General features: G+C 37.4%; 16 protein-coding genes and 1 other RNA gene. 13 read left to right on the top strand and 4 right to left on the bottom strand.

Annotation, left to right across the window (positions count from 1 at the left end):
* The first annotated feature begins 81 nt into the window (after nucleotides 1–81).
* Complete coding sequence (metG, locus tag H8S01_RS12410) at nucleotides 82–2,088, top strand: methionine--tRNA ligase (protein ID WP_186837380.1); 2,007 nt, start codon at nucleotides 82–84, stop codon at nucleotides 2,086–2,088.
* Nucleotides 2,089–2,384: 296 nt separating this feature from the next.
* Nucleotides 2,385–2,789 (top strand): GNAT family N-acetyltransferase, encoded by a 405-nt coding sequence (locus H8S01_RS12405; RefSeq protein WP_186837379.1) that lies wholly within the window; start codon nucleotides 2,385–2,387, stop codon nucleotides 2,787–2,789.
* Here the strand turns inward: H8S01_RS12405 and H8S01_RS12400 are convergent.
* Complete coding sequence (locus H8S01_RS12400; protein WP_021865583.1) at nucleotides 2,786–3,262, bottom strand: pyridoxamine 5'-phosphate oxidase family protein; 477 nt, start codon at nucleotides 3,260–3,262, stop codon at nucleotides 2,786–2,788. The two genes, H8S01_RS12405 and H8S01_RS12400, sit on opposite strands and share 4 nt — an antisense overlap.
* A 216-nt stretch (nucleotides 3,263–3,478) precedes the next feature.
* Between H8S01_RS12400 and H8S01_RS12395 the strand changes: the two genes are divergently transcribed.
* From H8S01_RS12395 to H8S01_RS12385, 3 genes are read left to right on the top strand one after another with little or no spacing between them, the layout of a single operon-like run.
* Nucleotides 3,479–4,252 carry a TatD family hydrolase gene (locus H8S01_RS12395; RefSeq protein WP_021865582.1) on the top strand — a complete coding sequence of 258 codons (774 nt, stop codon included), beginning with the start codon at nucleotides 3,479–3,481 and terminating at the stop codon, nucleotides 4,250–4,252.
* Nucleotides 4,253–4,269: 17 nt separating this feature from the next.
* Nucleotides 4,270–5,160: a 16S rRNA (adenine(1518)-N(6)/adenine(1519)-N(6))-dimethyltransferase RsmA gene (rsmA, locus tag H8S01_RS12390; RefSeq protein ID WP_021865581.1), complete on the top strand. Its 891-nt coding sequence runs from the start codon at nucleotides 4,270–4,272 to the stop codon at nucleotides 5,158–5,160.
* Nucleotides 5,157–6,047, top strand: coding sequence for an alpha/beta hydrolase (locus H8S01_RS12385; protein WP_186837378.1), 891 nt, complete (start codon nucleotides 5,157–5,159; stop codon nucleotides 6,045–6,047). Before rsmA ends, H8S01_RS12385 begins: the two co-directional genes overlap by 4 nt.
* 123 nt (nucleotides 6,048–6,170) lie before the next feature.
* Here H8S01_RS12385 and H8S01_RS12380 read toward each other — a convergent pair whose 3' ends face one another.
* Nucleotides 6,171–7,121, bottom strand: coding sequence for a hypothetical protein (locus H8S01_RS12380; protein ID WP_186837377.1), 951 nt, complete (start codon nucleotides 7,119–7,121; stop codon nucleotides 6,171–6,173).
* A gap of 361 nt (nucleotides 7,122–7,482) precedes the next feature.
* Here H8S01_RS12380 and H8S01_RS12375 point away from each other — a divergent pair, with 361 nt between their 5' ends.
* Nucleotides 7,483–8,454, top strand: a complete 972-nt coding sequence (locus tag H8S01_RS12375) for a DUF6128 domain-containing protein (protein WP_186837376.1) — start codon at nucleotides 7,483–7,485, stop codon at nucleotides 8,452–8,454.
* An 8-nt stretch (nucleotides 8,455–8,462) separates the two neighbouring features.
* Here the strand turns inward: H8S01_RS12375 and H8S01_RS12370 are convergent, their stop codons facing one another.
* Both H8S01_RS12370 and tadA read right to left on the bottom strand, forming a co-directional pair.
* Nucleotides 8,463–9,002, bottom strand: coding sequence for a GNAT family N-acetyltransferase (locus H8S01_RS12370; protein ID WP_186837375.1), 540 nt, complete (start codon nucleotides 9,000–9,002; stop codon nucleotides 8,463–8,465).
* Nucleotides 8,999–9,520, bottom strand: coding sequence for a tRNA adenosine(34) deaminase TadA (gene tadA / locus H8S01_RS12365; protein WP_186837374.1), 522 nt, complete (start codon nucleotides 9,518–9,520; stop codon nucleotides 8,999–9,001). The genes H8S01_RS12370 and tadA overlap by 4 nt, the downstream gene beginning before the upstream one ends.
* A 124-nt stretch (nucleotides 9,521–9,644) precedes the next feature.
* Between tadA and ffs the strand changes: the two genes are divergently transcribed.
* The 7 genes from ffs (at nucleotide 9,645) to H8S01_RS12330 (ending at nucleotide 19,312) form a co-directional block, all read left to right on the top strand.
* Nucleotides 9,645–9,907: signal recognition particle sRNA large type (ffs, locus tag H8S01_RS12360), an RNA gene on the top strand.
* 53 nt (nucleotides 9,908–9,960) lie between these two features.
* Nucleotides 9,961–11,595, top strand: coding sequence for a DNA polymerase III subunit gamma/tau (gene dnaX, locus H8S01_RS12355; RefSeq protein WP_186837373.1), 1,635 nt, complete (start codon nucleotides 9,961–9,963; stop codon nucleotides 11,593–11,595).
* Nucleotides 11,595–11,945, top strand: a complete 351-nt coding sequence (locus H8S01_RS12350) for a YbaB/EbfC family nucleoid-associated protein (protein WP_021865568.1) — start codon at nucleotides 11,595–11,597, stop codon at nucleotides 11,943–11,945. The genes dnaX and H8S01_RS12350 overlap by 1 nt, the downstream gene beginning before the upstream one ends.
* A complete protein-coding gene (recR, locus tag H8S01_RS12345) occupies nucleotides 11,945–12,541 on the top strand; it encodes a recombination mediator RecR (RefSeq protein ID WP_021865567.1) in 597 nt (198 codons plus the stop codon). The genes H8S01_RS12350 and recR overlap by 1 nt, the downstream gene beginning before the upstream one ends.
* 15 nt (nucleotides 12,542–12,556) lie before the next feature.
* A complete protein-coding gene (locus H8S01_RS12340; protein ID WP_186837372.1) occupies nucleotides 12,557–14,074 on the top strand; it encodes a hypothetical protein in 1,518 nt (505 codons plus the stop codon).
* A gap of 35 nt (nucleotides 14,075–14,109) precedes the next feature.
* Nucleotides 14,110–14,886 carry a DUF6063 family protein gene (locus H8S01_RS12335; RefSeq protein ID WP_186837371.1) on the top strand — a complete coding sequence of 259 codons (777 nt, stop codon included), beginning with the start codon at nucleotides 14,110–14,112 and terminating at the stop codon, nucleotides 14,884–14,886.
* Nucleotides 14,873–19,312: a hypothetical protein gene (locus H8S01_RS12330; protein ID WP_186837370.1), complete on the top strand. Its 4,440-nt coding sequence runs from the start codon at nucleotides 14,873–14,875 to the stop codon at nucleotides 19,310–19,312. The genes H8S01_RS12335 and H8S01_RS12330 overlap by 14 nt, the downstream gene beginning before the upstream one ends.
* Nucleotides 19,313–19,387 lie beyond the last annotated feature (75 nt).

The raw sequence follows: 19,387 nt of genomic DNA, 5'->3' as shown, positions 1-19,387 counted from the left end.
AATTAAATGGCGGATGTTTTAAGTGTATGAAGCTTATTTCATCTTTAGATTGAAACAGTAAAGAGTTAGGAGGCTATGACAATGCCACAGAATAAAGGACCATTTTATATGACAACAGCGATTGCCTATACTTCAGGCAAACCGCATATCGGTAATACTTACGAGATAGTTCTCGCGGACAGCATTGCAAGATATAAAAGACAGCAGGGCTATGATGTGTTTTTCCAGACAGGAACTGACGAACATGGACAGAAGATTGAGCTTAAAGCTGAAGAAGCCGGCATTACACCAAAAGAATTTGTTGATAATGTATCAGGTGAGATTAAGAGAATATGGGATTTGATGAATACATCATATGATAAGTTCATTCGTACTACAGATGATTATCATGAAAAACAGGTTCAGAAGATTTTTAAGAAGCTTTATGACCAGGGTGATATTTATAAGGGTTCATATGAAGGAATGTATTGTACACCATGTGAGTCATTCTGGACAGAGTCACAGCTTGTAGATGGTAAATGTCCTGACTGTGGACGTGAAGTTAAGCCGGCTAAGGAGGAGGCATATTTCTTCAGGATGAGCAAGTATGCGGACAGACTTATCGAGCATATTAATACACATCCTGAATTTATTCAGCCTGTTTCAAGAAAGAATGAGATGATGAACAATTTCCTTCTTCCTGGACTTCAGGATTTATGTGTATCAAGAACATCTTTCAAATGGGGTATCCCGGTTGATTTTGATGATAAGCATGTAGTCTATGTGTGGCTTGATGCTCTTACTAACTATATTACAGGTATAGGTTATGATGCAGACGGTAACTCAAGCGAACAGTATAAGAAGTTCTGGCCGGCAGACCTTCATCTTATCGGAAAGGATATTATCAGATTCCATACGATTTACTGGCCGATATTCCTTATGGCACTCGGTGAACCGCTTCCAAAGCAGGTATTTGGACACCCATGGCTTTTGCAGGGCGATGGTAAGATGAGTAAGTCAAAAGGCAATGTTATTTATGCAGATGACCTTGTAGATATGTTTGGCGTTGACGCTGTAAGATATTTTGTCCTTCACGAAATGCCTTTTGAAAATGATGGTGTTATTTCATGGGAGCTTATGGTTGAGCGTATGAATTCAGACCTTGCCAATACGCTTGGTAATCTTGTAAACAGAACAATTGCCATGTCAAATAAGTATTTTGGCGGCAATGTTGCAAAGACAGGTGCCGACACGACAGGTGCGGGTACAGATGAGAATGGTGCAAGCCTTGATTTTGATGCAGAACTTAAAGCTGTTGTGACAGGTACAAAGGCAAGAGTTGAAGATAAGATGAAGACACTTCATGTTGCTGACGCAATTACGGAGATATTTACTCTTTTTAAGAGATGCAATAAATATATTGATGAGACAATGCCTTGGGCACTTGCAAAAGATGAGACAAAGAAAGACCGTCTCAGCGAAGTTTTATATAACCTTGTTGAAAGCATTACAGTCGGAGCAAATCTTCTGACACCTTATATGCCTGAGACTTCTGAGCGTATTCTTGCACAGCTTTATCCTGCAAATCCAAAGGCTGGAGAAAGAGATTTTGATGACCTCGACAAGTTTGGTTTAAGAGAAAATGATATAAAAGTAACTGAAAAACCTGAAATATTATTTGCCCGTCTTGATCTTGAAGAAGTTATGAAAGAAGTTGAAAAGATTCAGGAAGCACAAAAAAAGGCAGTTGGAATTAAGGATTATCCAAAGGTTGAGAAAAAGCCTGAGATTACAATTGATGATTTTGACAAGATTCAGATTCAGGTTGGTGAAGTAATTAAGTGTGAACCTGTAAAGAAAGCAAAGAAACTTCTTGTTTCACAGATTCGCATCGGCGATGAGGTAAGACAGATTGTTTCTGGAATTGCAGCATACTATAAGCCGGAAGAAATGGTTGGAAAAAAGGTTGCTGTAGTTACGAACTTAAAGCCTTGCAAGCTCTGCGGCGTTGAGTCACAGGGAATGATTCTTGCGGCAGCAGATGATGAGAATAATCTTTCTGTTCTGACTGTTGATAAGGATATTATTGAGGGCAGTGAAATTAGATAAAATGAACAGCAGAGTATGTTGCTGAAGATGAGATTGTCGATACTTTTAAAGCGATGGTAGAAAAGATGTTTAATGGTGCGGCTACCGCAAAAGGTGCTGTTATTATTACGCCGGAAAAGGTGATTGTCACAACTCCGGGTGCTGATAATAAAAAAGAAATATAAGATAAAACATTCCGTCGGAGTTCTTGCTTAAAAACAAAAATTCCGACGGATATTTTTATGCTGCGGATAAATGTGGGAATGATTTCATGTAGCTTTATGACCTGTGGAACAATTTGAGAAGGTGATATAATTATGGCGAAATACAAAAAGAAACTTGATGCTGATATTAGGTGTCCGCTTGAATACGGACTTACGATATTTGGCTGGAAATCGGGTGAATATCCGCAAAAACTGTATAAGGCACTTATGAATTCCCAAACTGTGCTCACTGTGTGGGACGATGCGAGACTTGTCGGTCTCATACGCGTCCTTGATGATTCGGAAATGCTCGCACAGATTCATTATGTACTTGTACATCCGGAATATCAAGGACAGGGTATTGCAGGCAGAATGGTGGAATACATCAAAGAAAAATATAAGAATTTTATGTATCTTGAACTTATGCCTGAAGACAAAAATAACGTTCCTTTTTATGAAAAGCATGGATTTCATGTTATGGAAAACGGAGCAGCAATGCAGATATGTAATATTAATTAACTTTCTTTGACAAGTTTGCCGCTGATGTGTTCGGGAATAAGTTCGAGGCAGCATACGCGGTTTCCTGCTTTTTCAAGCTCATCGGCGACATAATTTTCGTCATCGGTGAATTTATAGCAGAGATTTTTACAAATTTCAATTATTTTTTCATTGTCATTTACAATGCTGATTTTTCCGAAAACAATTACACTGTTTATATAGAGAGGCCATTCGCCGTCTTTTCTGTATCCTTTGTCGTATGTGCAAAAAGATACTTTGTTACATTTTTTAATCGCATCAAGTTTATGTCCTTCTTTGGCACCGTGAAAATAAATGCGGTTTTCGATTTCGTCATACCAATAATCAATAGGAAGTCCGTAAGGATAGCCGTCATCGCCGATTACGGAGAGGACTCCGCGGACTTCGTTTTTAAGAATTTTCTTACATTCGGTTTCGTTTAATTCCTGTTTAAATCTTCTCATTTTTCTAAACATATAAGCTTTCTCCGTTCAAAATGTTTTAATAATTACTTATTATATTGAAGTCATGGTTGGAATTCAATTAAAAGAACAAAAAAATAATCGTGAAAATGAATTACGTTTTGACTAACATATCCAATTAATCTATAATATATTAAGGCAGAGAATATTTTGCCGAATTTATGTTTTTGCGGTATTATGATATAAAAAAGTATTTAACGGAGAGCAACAGTGAAAATATTTGAAACACATTCCCATTATGATGACAGTGCGTTTGACGATGACAGGGACGAGCTTATCAGTCAGATGTTGTCGGATAACGGTGAACTGGAGTATTTAATAAATGTCGGGGCAAGTTTAGACGGGTGTAAAAAATCACTTGAACTTGCAGACAAATATGATAAAGTGTATGCGGCGGTAGGAGTTCACCCTGAGGACGTAGGGAATCTTACCATGCACGATATACAATGGTTGAAAAAACAGGCTTTAAACAATGAAAAAGTTGTTGCAATTGGAGAAATCGGACTTGATTATCATTATCTTGATAATCCGAAGGAAGTCCAGAAAATGTGGTTTGAGACGCAGATTGAAGCGGCAGTTGATGTTAATAAGCCTATAATTGTCCACTCAAGAGAAGCGTGTGCGGATACGATACAGTGCATGAAAAATAAGAGAGCAGACAAAGCCGGCGGAGTGATACATTGTTATTCTTATACAAAAGAAGCAGCAAAGGAATTTCTTGATATGGGATTTTTTATAGGTGTAGGCGGTGTCGTGACTTTTAAAAATGCACGAAAGCTTGTTGAGACGGTAGAAGAAGTGCCGGTGACAAGAATCGTTCTTGAAACGGACTGCCCTTATATGGCACCTGAGCCACACCGCGGAACGAGAAATGACAGCAGAAATATAAGATATGTTGCCGAAAAGATAGCACAGATTAAAGGAATTACGGCACAGGAAGTTATAGATATAACCAATGAAAATGCGAAAAAGTTATTTTTTTAAAACAGAATGGAGATTGTATGGCATTTGAAAATGTAAAGCATCTTGGAAATCCAACAAACACAATAGAAATCCTGGATAAATATGGATTTTCATTTCAAAAAAAATACGGGCAGAATTTTCTTATTGATGAAAATGTAGTGAGAAAGATTGTGCGTGAAGCAGGTGTGACGAAGGACGATTTTGTTCTTGAAATCGGTCCGGGAATCGGAACTATGACACAGATTCTGTGTGAGGAAGCAAGAGAAGTTGTTGCGGTCGAGATTGACAAGAAATTAATTCCGATTCTTGAAAATGATACATTAAGTTATTATAACAATGTTACTGTCATTAATGAAGATGTGTTAAAGCTTGATATTGTTAAGCTTGCGGCAGAGCATAACAACTCAGAACCGATAAAAGTTGTTGCTAATCTCCCATATTATATTACAACTCCTATTGTAATGGGGCTATTTGAGAGTAAAGTTCCGTTAGATAGCATAACTATTATGGTTCAGAAAGAGGTTGCCGACAGAATGCAGGTGGGTCCCGGTACAAAAGATTACGGTGCACTGTCGCTTGCAGTGCAGTATTATGCGAAACCGCAGGTTGTTCTTACAGTTCCGGCAAGTTGTTTTATGCCGCGTCCAAATGTTGATTCTGCAGTGATAAAACTTGAAAGATACAAAGAACCACCGGTAAAAGCTGATAATGAAAAATTAATGTTTGGTATAATAAGAGCTTCTTTTAACCAGAGAAGAAAAACCATGACAAACAGCGTGTGTGGTTGTGCAGAGTTAGGAATAACAAAAGAAAAATTAATTGAGGCATTGGAGGAATGTAATCTTTCGCCGACAGTGAGAGGTGAGGCACTTACACTTGAGCAATTTGCAAAATTATCTAATATATTAAATGCGAGAGGCACAAAATGAACAGTGTAATGACAAAACAATTTTATAAACAAAGAAGTGATTTTGAAAAATCATGTGTTACAAGAGATGAAAAATTAACATTTCCTGACGGAGTTGATTTTAGCGAAAATATAGCATATGCAGATGATAATAAAAAAGCACACAGGATGGATATTTTCCGCCCACAAAATGCTAAAGATACTATGCTTCCAGTTATAATTAACGTACATGGCGGTGGATTGCTTCTTGGCAATAAAGAGTTTAACAGATATTTTTGTGCCTTGCTTTGCAAGAAAGGATTTCTTGTATACAGTATAGAATACAGGCTTGTTCCTGACTGCATGATATTTGATCAGTTAAGGGATGTATTTGCGGCTATGGATTTTATAAAGAAACGTGTGAAGCCAGACGGTGGTGACTTGTCACATGTATACATGGTCGGAGACAGTGGAGGTGCATGCCTTATTACATATGCTAATGCAATTCAGAACAGCTACAAAATTGCTAAGGCAGCAGGGGTAAAACCATCGGATTTGCATGTTAGTGCACTCGGACTTATCAGCGGTATGTTTTACACAACAAAGTTTGATAAGATTGGGCTTTTTCTTCCTAAATTTTTATATGGCAAAAATTACAAAAAGACACCATTTTCCAAATATGTAAATCCTGAAAATAAAGAACTTGTTAATTCACTTGCACCGGCATGGCTGGTGACAAGCCATAATGATTATCTGCGGAAATATACAATTAATTTTGAAAAAGCACTTGCTGCGGCACAAAAGGAGCATGAACTTATCGATTATCCAAAAAATAAAAATCTTACACATGCATTCAGTGTCTTTGAACCATTTCTTGATGAAAGCAGCGAAGTTATAGATATGATGACAGAATATCTAAGAAAATTTTAATATGTAAAGTGACAGAAAGGAATGGCAGCTGTAGATAAAGTTGATGTAGCGATGTAATGATATAAGCGTGCCGGGAATTAAATTTGTCCTATATGTATACAGTTTAATCCCCGGCTTGCTTTGTTAAATCTTTTCAGCCAGTTTTGATACGGTTTCTTCAGGCAGTTCCGTAATATCAGCGACTGACTTAATATCATTTCCACAGGTGAGCAGTTTTGTTGCAATCTGAATTTTGGTCTGTTCTTCGCCCTCAATGAAGCCCTCGGCATGTCCACGGTTTAAAATATCCTTGGCTCTGTAATTTAAAACTTTACCACCCATATTGAGATTCACTCCTTTTTCTATTTTTTTATATTTTGCGGCGAGGTGTTTTACAACCTTGCGGGACATCTCAAGAATTGCTGCTTTTGTGTATTCTGACAGAATACCGGCGTGGCTCGCCTCGTTAAGATGCTTTGTAATGTATGCGTATTCGGCTTTTAATTTCTTTAACTTTTCATCATTTTGTTCAATTTCATTAAAGTCTTTTTCATATACAAAAATATGAAAAGGTATGAGAAAAAACAGATGTTTTTCAAACAGTTCACTGGCGGAATACTGTCTTACTTTTAAAACGGGAATATTATAAGACACATTTCCTCCGGGAGTTAAGATATTGATATTCATCTTATCAGGAGTGTGTAATGTATGACGTAGCGATATGATTGCAGAATCGGGGAAACTTACAGTAAGAGTATCGGGCGTAAGTTCCCTGTTTTCAAGTGCAATCTGTGTATCATATTCAAACATACGCACAACCATGCTGCCATCCTCAAAACTTTGACATTCAATGTGGTACCGTTTTTTACATTTTATATTGCATGTGTTTCCACTCATAATTTCAAAGCTGGAATCTGTGATTCGCTCCTGTTTACTGCCGTCGGGCATCTGTATAAAATGCTCGTTCTGGAGCAGACGTATTTTTTCATTTCCGGTATAATTGGTATGAAAAATTTCATTGACAATCGGAATCATAAGTTCCGTACAATCAGTAAGAAGTGTACGGAATACATCATCGTATGGTGTACTGGACATTCAGTATTTCCTTTCTTTAATTATACCTGATTATTGGGATTGACGGCAAGTGAATTGATAGATTTTCTGGAGCACATGTGTGCGAATATCCGGTTATAAATTACAAAAAGCCGCTTTTGGCGGATACTTAAAAACCGGAATAAAGAATGTTAAATAGAAAATAAGAAAAATTTACTTTGCCTTGTATTAGAATATATTCTACACAAAGTATAACATAATAGATATATATTTGCAATAGAATAAAAATGTTTTTATAAATCAAACAGACTCAAATATTACTGATGTTATAAATTAGTAATAATAATCCTGACTTTGACATACCTTTGCAATAGGTATCAGTTTTGTTGAAAGGAAGGATTTTATGATTGAGTATAAAAGATTTATATCATATATTTATGCTTATGCAGGGGGAGTGAGGGATAAAAATACAGGCTTTGCAAAAGCACAGGTACAGGGACAGAAGTTTGAACTTGCAATAAATCTCAGAGGAGTATATACGGATACACCGGAATATATGAATGTCAGTCTTGTAATGCAAAAAGAGGAAAATAAATCAAAATACAGGCTTCTGATTGTCGGAAGAATTCTTGTCAACAATGGAATCGGCTCGTATATGGGCGTGTTTAATGCCGAGAATATCGAAAATTCGGGATTTGAATTTTCAGATATATGTGGAATTGCAATAACTAAAGAAAATGATACATATTATATGATGTCAAGCATGTGGCAGGATGACGAGATTAATGAGAATAATATCGAGTTTCTGCCAAAAGGATATAATAAAAATTTACAGATGAAACAGGCAGGGGATGAGGCTGCCACACCGCAAACAACAGAGCAGTCACCGCAGGCAGAAATAGAACAGGTCGGTGACTCTGTGATTAACACGGAGGAACAACAAAAAAATACAGATTCACAGCCGCAGCAACCTCTTCGGGCAACAGAAACAGAAAATTTTGAGATACAGGAAATTCTTGATATTGAAGGGGTTGAGAAATTGTTTGAACAGGAAGACAGCGTCAATGTATTTGATGATGATTATTATTATGACTGCATAGAAGTAACGCCGGAGACACTAAGGAAACTCCCGGTTGAAGATGAAGTGATTGTCAACAACAGCTTTCTGATACACGGCTTTTACAATTACAAGCATCTGCTGCTTGGCAGGGTGCGTGAAAATGAAAATCACACGCGGTACTTTATAGGTGTGCCGGGGATGTATTCAAACAGGGACAGATTCATGGCATCAATGTTTGGTTTTGATAATTTCAAAAAGAGTCACAGAAGTGATTTTTCAAATCCATATTTTGGATACTGGTATCAGGAGTTTTGATGAGATAATTACGATATATAAGTAAAGCGGAGGTGGTCACGCCATTCTTTGTTGATTTTTGCATATGCGTATGCACTGCCTTCGCTTATAAACCCCATAGTTCTGGCAAGATTTACAGATGCGTCATTACCGGGAAGAATGTATGCTTCAATCCTGTGCATGCCATATTCTGTAACCATAATTTTAAGTGCCATGGTAAGCATACGTCTGCCGTAGCCCATACGACGGTATTTTTCGTCGATTTTATATCCGATTACGCAGCTTTTCATTGAGCTTTTTATGTCAGTAAATGAAACGCTTCCGATAATTTTATCCGAAACACTGTTATCATACAGAAAAAAACGGATATGTTTTCCATGTATACAGGCATTATATTCAGCCTTTAACAGATTATAGATGAATGTATACGTATAAAAATTAGATGGTTTGTCTGTCTCATATTTTTCAAATGAGTCTTTATTTCTTTTGTAAAAATCTAAAACTTCTCCGGTATGACTTGTGTCTAATACCTTTAACACAAGACTGTCCTGTTGATATTCAAATTTCATAAAGTCTCCGTTTCCGCACGTTTTTTTGAATTGCGTAATTCCTTAAAAAAATCAGTTAAAAGTCTGCTGCATTCATTTTCAAGAACACCGCGTGTAACGCTGCACATGTGGTTGAATTGAGGCATTTCAAGGATATTAAGTATTGAGCCTGCACATCCTGCCTTTGGATTCATGGAACCAATGACTACGCGGGGAATTCTTGCCTGTACGATTGCACCGGCACACATCTGGCATGGTTCGAGAGTTACATACATAGTACATTCCTCAAGACGCCAGTCGCCTAAAACTTTGCTGGCACGTCTTATGGCAGTTATTTCAGCATGGCCCAGAGTGGTCTTATCTGTGTTTCTGCGGTTATAGCCCCGTGCAATGATTTTGTTGTCATGGACAATCACGCAGCCTATTGGAACTTCTTTTATTTTGTATGCTTTGACGGCCTGTGCAAGAGCTGCACTCATATATTTTTCATCAGCTTTTGATGTATCAGTATTATTTGTAGTAATATTACCTGGTTTCATGTCAGTCCCCTTTGTCTGAGTGAAATAATTGTCAAAATTTAAGATAATGTTACACCAATAATAAAAATATTACAAGCCTCATAAACCTTGACATGAGTTACGTTTACAGATATAATTAAAATTACCGTGCAGCCGGGGTAGTAGCGGCACCTTGTACCTGCAATCCGCTATAGCAGGGGTGATGTTCGGCAGAGGGCAATAGTTTATGGAGCAGCCCGGTATAAGTGGTGATGACATCTGGGTCTTCCGCAACAGAAATTCGTGAACCATGTCAGGTCAGGAATGAAGCAGCATTAAGCGAAAGCTTCTGTGTGCCGGAAGGGTGCCTGGATCGAGCTAACTGTACCGGTAACGTCTGTGGACAATTGTTCGAAGCCGGACGCACGGTTTTAATATGTTTATAAGCAGTGTACTTAAAAGTATTAGTAAGGAGGTTTCCGGTGTCATATCAGGCATTATACAGAAAATGGAGACCAACCGCCTTTTCTGATGTCAAAGGTCAGGACCATATAGTCACGACGTTACGTAATCAGATTAAATCAGACAGGATTGGACATGCTTATCTGTTCTGTGGTACGAGAGGAACAGGTAAGACTACGATAGCTAAGATATTTGCAAAGGCTGTAAATTGTGAGCATCCCATAGACGGAAATCCGTGCGGTGAATGTCCGGCATGTAAGGCGATTGCGGCAGGAACATCAATGAATGTGATTGAGATAGATGCGGCATCTAACAATGGTGTTGACAATATCCGTGAGATTCGTGATGAAGTACAGTATTCACCGACAGAGGGTAAGTATAAAGTATATATAATAGATGAGGTCCATATGCTCTCTATAGGTGCGTTTAATGCACTTTTAAAAACACTTGAAGAGCCTCCGTCATACGTTATATTTATACTTGCAACAACGGAAGCACACAAAATACCGATAACAATCTTATCAAGATGTCAAAGATATGATTTTCACAGGATTTCCATAGAGACTATTTCCGACAGATTATCTGAGCTCATGAAAGCTGAGAATATCAATGTTGAGGAACGTGCAATACGATATATTGCAAAAGCTGCAGATGGTTCAATGCGTGATGCATTAAGCCTTATAGACCAGTGTATAGCATTTTATCTGGGACAGGATTTAAAGTATGAAAATGTGCTTGAAGTTCTGGGAGCGGTTGATACGGCAGTGTTTGAAAATATGCTTGCACTTATAATGTCGTCAGATGCTGCCGGATGCATGCAGCTTATAGAACAGCTTATAATGCAGGGCAGGGAACTTGGTCAGTTTGTAAATGATTTCATATGGTATTTAAGAAATCTTTTACTCGTAAAAACGACGGATGATGAATCGAAACTTGCTGATATAATAGATGTGTCAGAAGACAGCCTTGCACAGTTGAAGTCAGACTCATCAAAAATTGATGAGGGCACGCTTATGCGGTATATAAGAGTGTTGTCTGATTTGTCAAATGAGTTAAAGTTTTCAACGCAGAAGCGTATTAAACTTGAAGTTACAATAATAAAGATGTGCAAGCCTTCAATGGAAAAAAATGACAGCGTGGAAGAACTTGCCGGGCGTGTCACACTTCTTGAAAATAATCTTGAAAAGACATGTAAGGAGCTTGAAAGCGGTGCGTTTGCAGTTAGTTCACCAGTTCCGTCAGTAGGTGCATCAATCAGTGGAACTGATGGTATACAATCACAGAAACCGGTAGAAAAGCGTGTCATAGAGGCTCTTCCGGATGATGTAAGACAGATTGCAGCATCATGGAACGGCATAATCAATACAATTGATGACCCGATGTATGTTGCGTTTTTAAGACAATGCCATGTTACTCTTGCAAAAGACGGCATAAGTCTTGAGATAATGGTGAAATCCACATCGGCATATAATGCAATATCAAGAGAAGAGGAAGTAAATCGTCTTATTGATGTTATTGAGGAAAGAACCGGCATAAAGGTAAATATAATAATTACAAAGCTGGCAGATGACGAGGATTTTCAAAACAGATTTACAGATATAAGAGAACTTGTTAATATGGATATAGAAGTAGATGATAAGGAGGAATACATCTAATGGCAAAAAGAGGCGGATTCCCGGGCGGTATGCCGGGCAATATGAATAATTTAATGAAACAGGCACAGAGAATGCAGCGTCAGATGGAGACACAGCAGGCTGAGCTTGAAGCAAAGGAATTCTCTGCGGCATCAGGCGGCGGAGTTGTAGAAGTTACAGTGAGCGGCAAGCGTGAAGTGACAAAAGTCAAGATTGACCCTGAAGCAGTTGATCCGGATGATGTTGAAATGCTTGAAGATTTAATTATGGCTGCAACAAATGAAGCGTTAAGAAAGTGTGAAGAAGAATCACAGGCACAGATGTCTAAGATTACAGGCGGTCTTTCAGGATTGGGCGGAGGCCTTTTCTAATGGATATTTACAGCGGACACATTAACAAATTAATTGAACAGTTGTCCAGATTACCAGGGGTTGGAGCTAAAAGTGCCCAGCGCCTGGCATTTCACATTATTAACATGCCACAGGAAGAAGTAGATGGACTGACTAATGCCATCACAAGTGCGAAGGCTAATGTGAGATATTGCAAAGAGTGTTTTACACTTACAGATGAAGAAATTTGTCCGATATGTGCCAATAAGGCACGTGACCATTCAACAATTATGGTGGTTGAACATACGCGTGATATGGCAGCATATGAAAAGACAGGCAAATATAATGGCGTATATCATGTGCTTCATGGTGCAATAAGCCCGATGCTTGGAATCGGACCAGCCGATATTAAGATTAAAGAGCTTATAAAAAGGCTTGAGGGTGATGTGAATGAAGTTATTATTGCAACCAATTCAAGTCTTGAGGGCGAGACAACTGCAATGTATCTTTCAAGGCTTATTAAGCCGACCGGAATTACGGTTACAAGAATTGCAAGCGGAGTTCCTGTCGGTGGAGACCTTGAATATATAGATGAAGTTACACTTCTGCGTGCTCTTGAGGGACGTACACAATTGTAAAATGGGAGCAGATTTATGGCTGTAAATATGGTAAACGATATTGTCTCCGGACACAGGGCGAGAATGCTCAATTTAAAAAAATATTATCCGTTTTTTAAACTCACAGAGATTTCATTGTCACAGTTTAAAGACGGCAAGTACGAAATACTTGATATGGGATATATCGTTATGGGTATTTTACGCTTTTTTATAGAAGAAAATAACTTCAATGAAAAAGATGTTACATACCCTGAATACCTTGAATTTTTTCATGAACTCATTTCAAGGGATTTCGGACTTTTATTAAGTGAAGAAGAAAACAGGGAAATTGGCGGCTACATTTTTGATAAAATTAAAAATGACGGCCGCCCTTTTGATTTTGAATATTTTGACCCGGTCGAAAGAAAAAAGAGAATTTCGCGGGTAAGGATGATAGAAAGCACAATAAGGGACAATATAGTGTGGTATACGATAAGTCCCGATGCTGTGGAATTTTATCTTGATACAAAAGAGATAAAAGATGAGAGCAGGATAAGTGTGCAGCAGCTTCTGCTTGAAAAAATGATACAGGCAAAGAATTTCAAAGGTGGTACGGAAGTTGTTGAAAGAATTAATGAAGAGGTAAGCAGGCTCGCACTTGTACAGCAGGATGTAATGAATACGCTTGCATCCGATGTTTTTGCCGGAATAGAAGCATACCGTGATTTTGTGGAAACGGGAATGCGTTGGTTTGATGATGAGGAAAAGCTGTTTAAGAAAAACAGTGATTTAATAAAATCGGCACTTGAAAAAATATCGCCGGGAGGGCAGGCGGATGCAGCATATTATAAGACAATCAGTGAGATATATGAGCTTGAAAACCAGCTGAAAGTTGCAATGAACAGACACGCACAGCTTCTTGGGGCATGCACCCATATGCAGAAACTAACAGATGATGCTGTAAGACATGCAAAACTTTCTCAGATAAGAAGCCATGTTGATTTCACATCACTTTTAAAAAAGATGACGGAAAATGGTGATGCATCAGTGCTGATTCCTCTTATAAACGGAATTTTAAAACCAAATACGAAGAAAACATTTAATCTTAATTCCATAGATGAAGCACTTACAATGAGACCTGCAAGATATCAGGAGATAGAAAAGGTAAGTGTAAAAAAGCAGAAAGAAATCATATTTGAAGATGAACTGGAAGAGAAAAGAATTGCGGATAATTATGTATTTATAATGAAAAATCTTATTTCGGCACTGCACAAAAAAGAAGCGTTCACACTGGAAGAATTTAATCTGTCAATGAAAAATATGTATTCCGAAAATGTTCTTAAAAATGCAGATTATTTTTCATTTTTCGTAAATCTGTGCCAGAAGAAAAAGCATATAACCGGCGGTGCAGATATGGATAGTGAAAGTTTTATGGATGATATATTGAAAAAATATTTTGAGAATGAAGCCCCGGTTGTTTTTTCTATAGATGAGGGGAATGGCAAAATGCTTGAACTTATGGACGGATGTGAAGTGAGCGACGTTACATTCCATAGAGAAGATTACAGCAATTAACATTTAATATAAATTTATACCGGAAGGGAAAAATTATGGAGAGCAGAAATTTAGACAGAGCATTAGATATCGTGTCAAAACTTATCAATGGCGAAAATGTTGGTGAAAATGGAGATAATGCAGCACTGTATCAGGAGTACAGCACAAATGCACAGGTTTATGACATTGTTATGATGACTCTTAAAAAGATGAATCTTGACATATATGAGTATAAAAACAGCCTGTATGTAAGTGCAGGCCAAAATAATCCGGTGTTTGGATATACTAACGAAGAGTTGAGAAAAGAACTTGGAGTTAAGTTGAACAGAGAATTGTATCTTGCATATTTTGTTATTTACAATACTATCACATCATTTTACAGTGATACGTCAGCAGCAAATTATACAAGTTACGTGCGTATTGAAGATGTAATAGAAAATGTTGATAATTCCATAAACGGTATAATTGATAAGCGAAACGGCATAGTCCTTGATGAGATAGAGGAAAACAGTTTTAAGCAGATTGCGTTAAGCTGGGAGGAACTTCCGGCCTCATCTGACAGTGTTCAGGCTGGGATGAGGGCAGCGAGAAATTCAAAAGCAGGATTTGTCAAAATGGTTTTTAATTTTCTTGTAAATCAGGGGCTGCTTGTTGATAATTCGGAAAAGCCGGATAATTCTGTGGATAATACAAAAGAAGATGAAAATTCTGGTGGAAATCTTTATTATCCTACAAACAGATTCCGGGCACTTATAGAGAATTACTTTGATGAATATAAAGGAAGATTTACGCAGATTTTATCGAAAGGAGAGAAGAACGATGCCACAGATTAACAGAATCAGGGTAAACAATGTAAAGTACAATTTCGGAACACAGATGTATGATGATTTTATGATGCGTCCAAATTGCAGCAGCATGATTTATGACCTTGCGAACGGCGGTGGTAAGAGTCTTCTCATGCTCATGCTTTTGCAGAATGTAATTCCGAACTGTACACTTGATGAGAAGCAGCCGGTTGAAAAGCTTTTCAGGCAGGGGGGAGGAAATACAGTCATACATTCTCTTGTGGAATGGAAACTGGAGCCATGTTACAGAAAAGATAATTATACATATATGACAACAGGATTTTGTGCGAGAAAAGCGGGTGCACAGAGCAATTCGTCGGGTATAGAATATTTTAATTATGCTATTTTCTACAGGGAATTCGGCGACAATGATATAAAAAATCTTCCACTTACAAGTAACGGTGAGAGAATAACATACAACGGATTGAAAGAATATCTTAGAAATCTTGAAAAAGATGATTTTAATGTGTCGGTAAAAATATTTGACAGAAAAGGAGATTATCAGAATTTCCTGTCACATTACGGAATATATGAGAGCCAGTGGGAAATTATACGTGGAATCAATAAAACAGAAGGACATGTAAGAACTTATTTTGAGAGCAATTACAGAACAAGTCGTAAAGTTGTGGAAGATCTGCTTATTGAAGAGATTATAGAAAAATCATTTAATAATAAGTTGGGTGTGACTGATGATGAAGGTCAGATGGCAAGGACACTTCTTGATATTAAAGATAAGCTGCTTGAATTGTCAAAAAAGAATTCACAGATAGGCAATTATAACAGTCAGGTTGAAGAAATAGAAAAATTTGCACAGTATGCAGAATCATTCAAAGTGAATTTTATAAAAAAGCAGGAACTTGAGGAAAAGATATACAGGCTTTTGTGTGCCTGCAAAATTATAATTGCTGACAGGGAAGCATTATCAGAGCAGAATAGTTCCGATTTGGAAAAAATACAGGAAAAAATTAATAATGAACAGTATCTGATTCAGTCGGCACAGGTTGCAAGCGAGCAGAAGTCACTTGATGCAATACGTGAGCTTGTTGATGTTTACAGTGCAAAGATTGAAGCGGCAGACAGCCGTTTTGCCGAAAGAAAAGAGCTGCTTAGAAAATCTGAATCAGTCAATGATTATGCAGATTATCTTAAATATGAAAATGATTTTAACAAAATAAAACAGACGATAGATAACCGAATGCGTGAGCATGACGACATTACGGAAGAGCTGCATAATATAGCTGTAAAAATATTTGAATTGTCAAATGATGAGCGGGAAAAATTAAAAGAAATTCTTAAACAATCGCAAAAAGAGCTGCAGACTGCGGAGGATAATTATAAAGAAGCACAGAAAACGTTTGATTCACTGACAAAAGAAGAGGCAGCTGCACAAAGTCTCGTTTCATTTTTAAAGAGCCGCATTGAAAATGATGAAAAGCAGATGGCGGTTCTCATGGAAAAATGTGGAATAATTATTGCAGAAAATGTCGAGGCAGAGCTTTTAACATCAGAAGAGAATATTAAAGATGCCAGACAGGAGATACAGCAAAAAGATAAGGCATATAATGATTTGAAACTCCGGCTTGGCGATACTCAGACAGACATTGCAAGAATTGATGTCGGACTTGAATTTATAAAAAAAGAAATCGAAGATGTCAAGAAAATACAGGCAGAGTATGAACAGACAAAGGACAAACTTAATACGCTCTCAAAAATATATAATGATGAAAATACGGCAGGACTTGATATAAAGATAAAGGAGTATAGTGACAGCCTTGACAGCGAGTATTTTGAAGCGGAAAAAGAGGCACAAAGACTTGCCGCATTTATTGAAAATGCAAAGAAACACCAATATTTATTAGATGCAAAGAACAGAACAAAGTTAAAAGAATATCTTTTTACAAGATATAAAGATGATGTCAAAGAAGGTGCTGACTGGCTTGCACAGCTTGATGAGAAACAGCGTACAGATGTAAAGAGGCGTATTCCGTTTGTAGAATACAGTTTTATTGTAAAAAATAATTTTGATAAAATAAAAAATGATGCAACACTTGCCAGCTTTAATCTTGATTCGTATACCGTTCCGATTGTGAGTGAAGATAATGTCCTGGATGCAAAAGTCCAGATTGATAAAAATACAGTTGTATTTGCAATGAAAGATATGGATTTCCTTAAAGATGATGCAAAAACCGAGTCGGAGATTGCGGTGGCACAGGAAGAGCTTGATAATATTAATCATAAAATAGAAAAAATTGAAGACCGCCGAAAAGTTGTACTTGGTGACTATTGTTATGTCATAAATAATAAGATGCAAAGGTTTGAAAAAGCATCAGATGATTTACGCAGGCTCACAGAGAATATGTCGCAGAGCAGGGAAAATCATGAAAAGCTGAAAGCAGAAGAACAGCTTCTTAAAAAGCAGTGTGATAGTGCGGCTGCACAGGCAGAATCAGCAAAAAAGGCATATACAGAGGAGTGCAGCCGTTATGAGATTTTAAAACTTGCAAAAAAACATAAGGAGCAGCTTGCCGGAGAATATGCAAAGCAGAGACAGGCACTTCTTGATGCAGATAATCTTTCACGAAAACTTGGAGATTCACAGACGGATGTTGAAAATAAGAAAGAAATTCTTGAGAATGTAAGTAAAACTCTTGCGGTATATGAACAAAAAATTGAGACTGCACAAAAAGACTGGGAAGAAAATTACAACCATTTTTATGATATGGATATAGATACATCAGACAAACCGGAAAAAGAATTTGCAGGTATGACATACATGCAGCTTGAGTCAAGATTTTTCGGACTGAAAGACATATTGGACAAAGAGATGGTTGACGTTGCAGATAAAGAAGCACTTATGGAACATTACCGTATTTCAATGGAAAAGTGCAAAAAAGCCATTGAATACCGTGGTGATGATTTTGAAACAGTAAAATCAGATTTTGAAACAGGTAAAACGATTGTTTCAGATGCACAGGAACTTCTTCACATAAAACAGCAGATTGCTGATATAGAGAAGGAAACGAGAGCTGACAGGGATGAATTTGATGCACAGAATGCACTTATGAACCGTCTTGAGGGTAGTATTGCACATGCTGTGAGCCAGATAAAAGAAAGATTCGGTGAATATGAACCGCTTTTGTGTGAAAATCCTGAAAGCTACATCAGCCAGCATAAGAATTATATAAAAGAGCTTGATGAGAGAACACAACGCATTAAAGCAGAGATAGCAGGTCAGGCAAAAGCTTTAAAAAGATATTATATATGTGAAAAAGACCTTGAGAGAATTGTGACAGATGCCGGTATGGATATTCCGGATGAGGAAGCAGTTGCCAATGTTTTCAGACAGAATGAAAATGCATATGATTTAAAGATTCTTGAGACTGAGACAGATTCATATGAGAAAATCTCAAAGGATTATTCACAGCTTGTAAAGCTTATTGAAAAAAGAAGAGAAGATTTTCAGAGCAGGAAAGAACAATTCTGCCGCCGTCTTGTGGAATTTGATGCAGATGAGCTTTCGGCAGAAATGAATGCTTCGATAAATATTCCGTCTGATTGCAAAGATGTTGAGGTGTTATGCAGCGGGCTTCGCAGGACGAATGAATACATAGTATTGGAAAAAGAGCGTGTTTCAAAGGGTATTGAAGATATGGAACAGATAAAAGACAACTTTGAAAACCGTTGTATACAGACGTGCTGCAATATAAAAACAGAACTTGACAGACTTCCTGGTCTTTCAACAATACGTCTTGATGATGAAATCATATCGATGATTGGGCTGTTTATTCCATATGTAAAGGAAGAACTGTATAAGAGCAGGATGTCATTATATATAGATGAGACAATTGCAATGTCTGAAAGCATTTCGTCACAGGAAGAAAGATTGAAATATATAAGAAACAGGCTCACATGGAAACGTCTTTTTTCTGTAATAGTAACTGATATGAATGCAATAAGGGTACAGCTTTATAAACGTGAGCGTATAAAGGACCAGAGCAGGTATCTGCGATATGAGGAGGCAGTTGGTTCTACGGGACAGTCACAGGGAATTTATATACAGTTTCTTATAGCTGTAATAAATTATATTGCAAGCGTTAACGCATCAGTTAGTGAAACGGCAGTTCTTGGAAAAACAATATTTATTGATAATCCGTTCGGTGCCGCAAAAGATATTTATATATGGGAACCGATTTTTAAGCTTTTAAAGACAAACCATGTACAGCTTATCGTTCCGGCAAGAGGTGCAACACCGGCAATTACAGGAAGATTTGACGTTAATTATATACTTGGACAAAAACTTGTTGACGGAAGACAGCAGACTGTTGTCGTTGATTATTACAGCAGGACAAACACGACCCAGCTGGAATATACGAGAATGGATTATGAGCAGACGAGCTTTGAGTTTTTCGTATAAAAAGTTTACAATAATCAATAGCTGTGATAAACTTATGACATATATGTAGTGTAGATATACTGCGTATATGTCATA

Source organism: Lachnospira hominis (ex Liu et al. 2021) (genome assembly GCF_014287955.1).
Lineage (GTDB): Bacteria > Bacillota > Clostridia > Lachnospirales > Lachnospiraceae > Lachnospira > Lachnospira hominis.
Note: the sequence above shows the minus strand (reverse complement) of the source record. Positions and strands in the feature narration are given on the sequence as shown.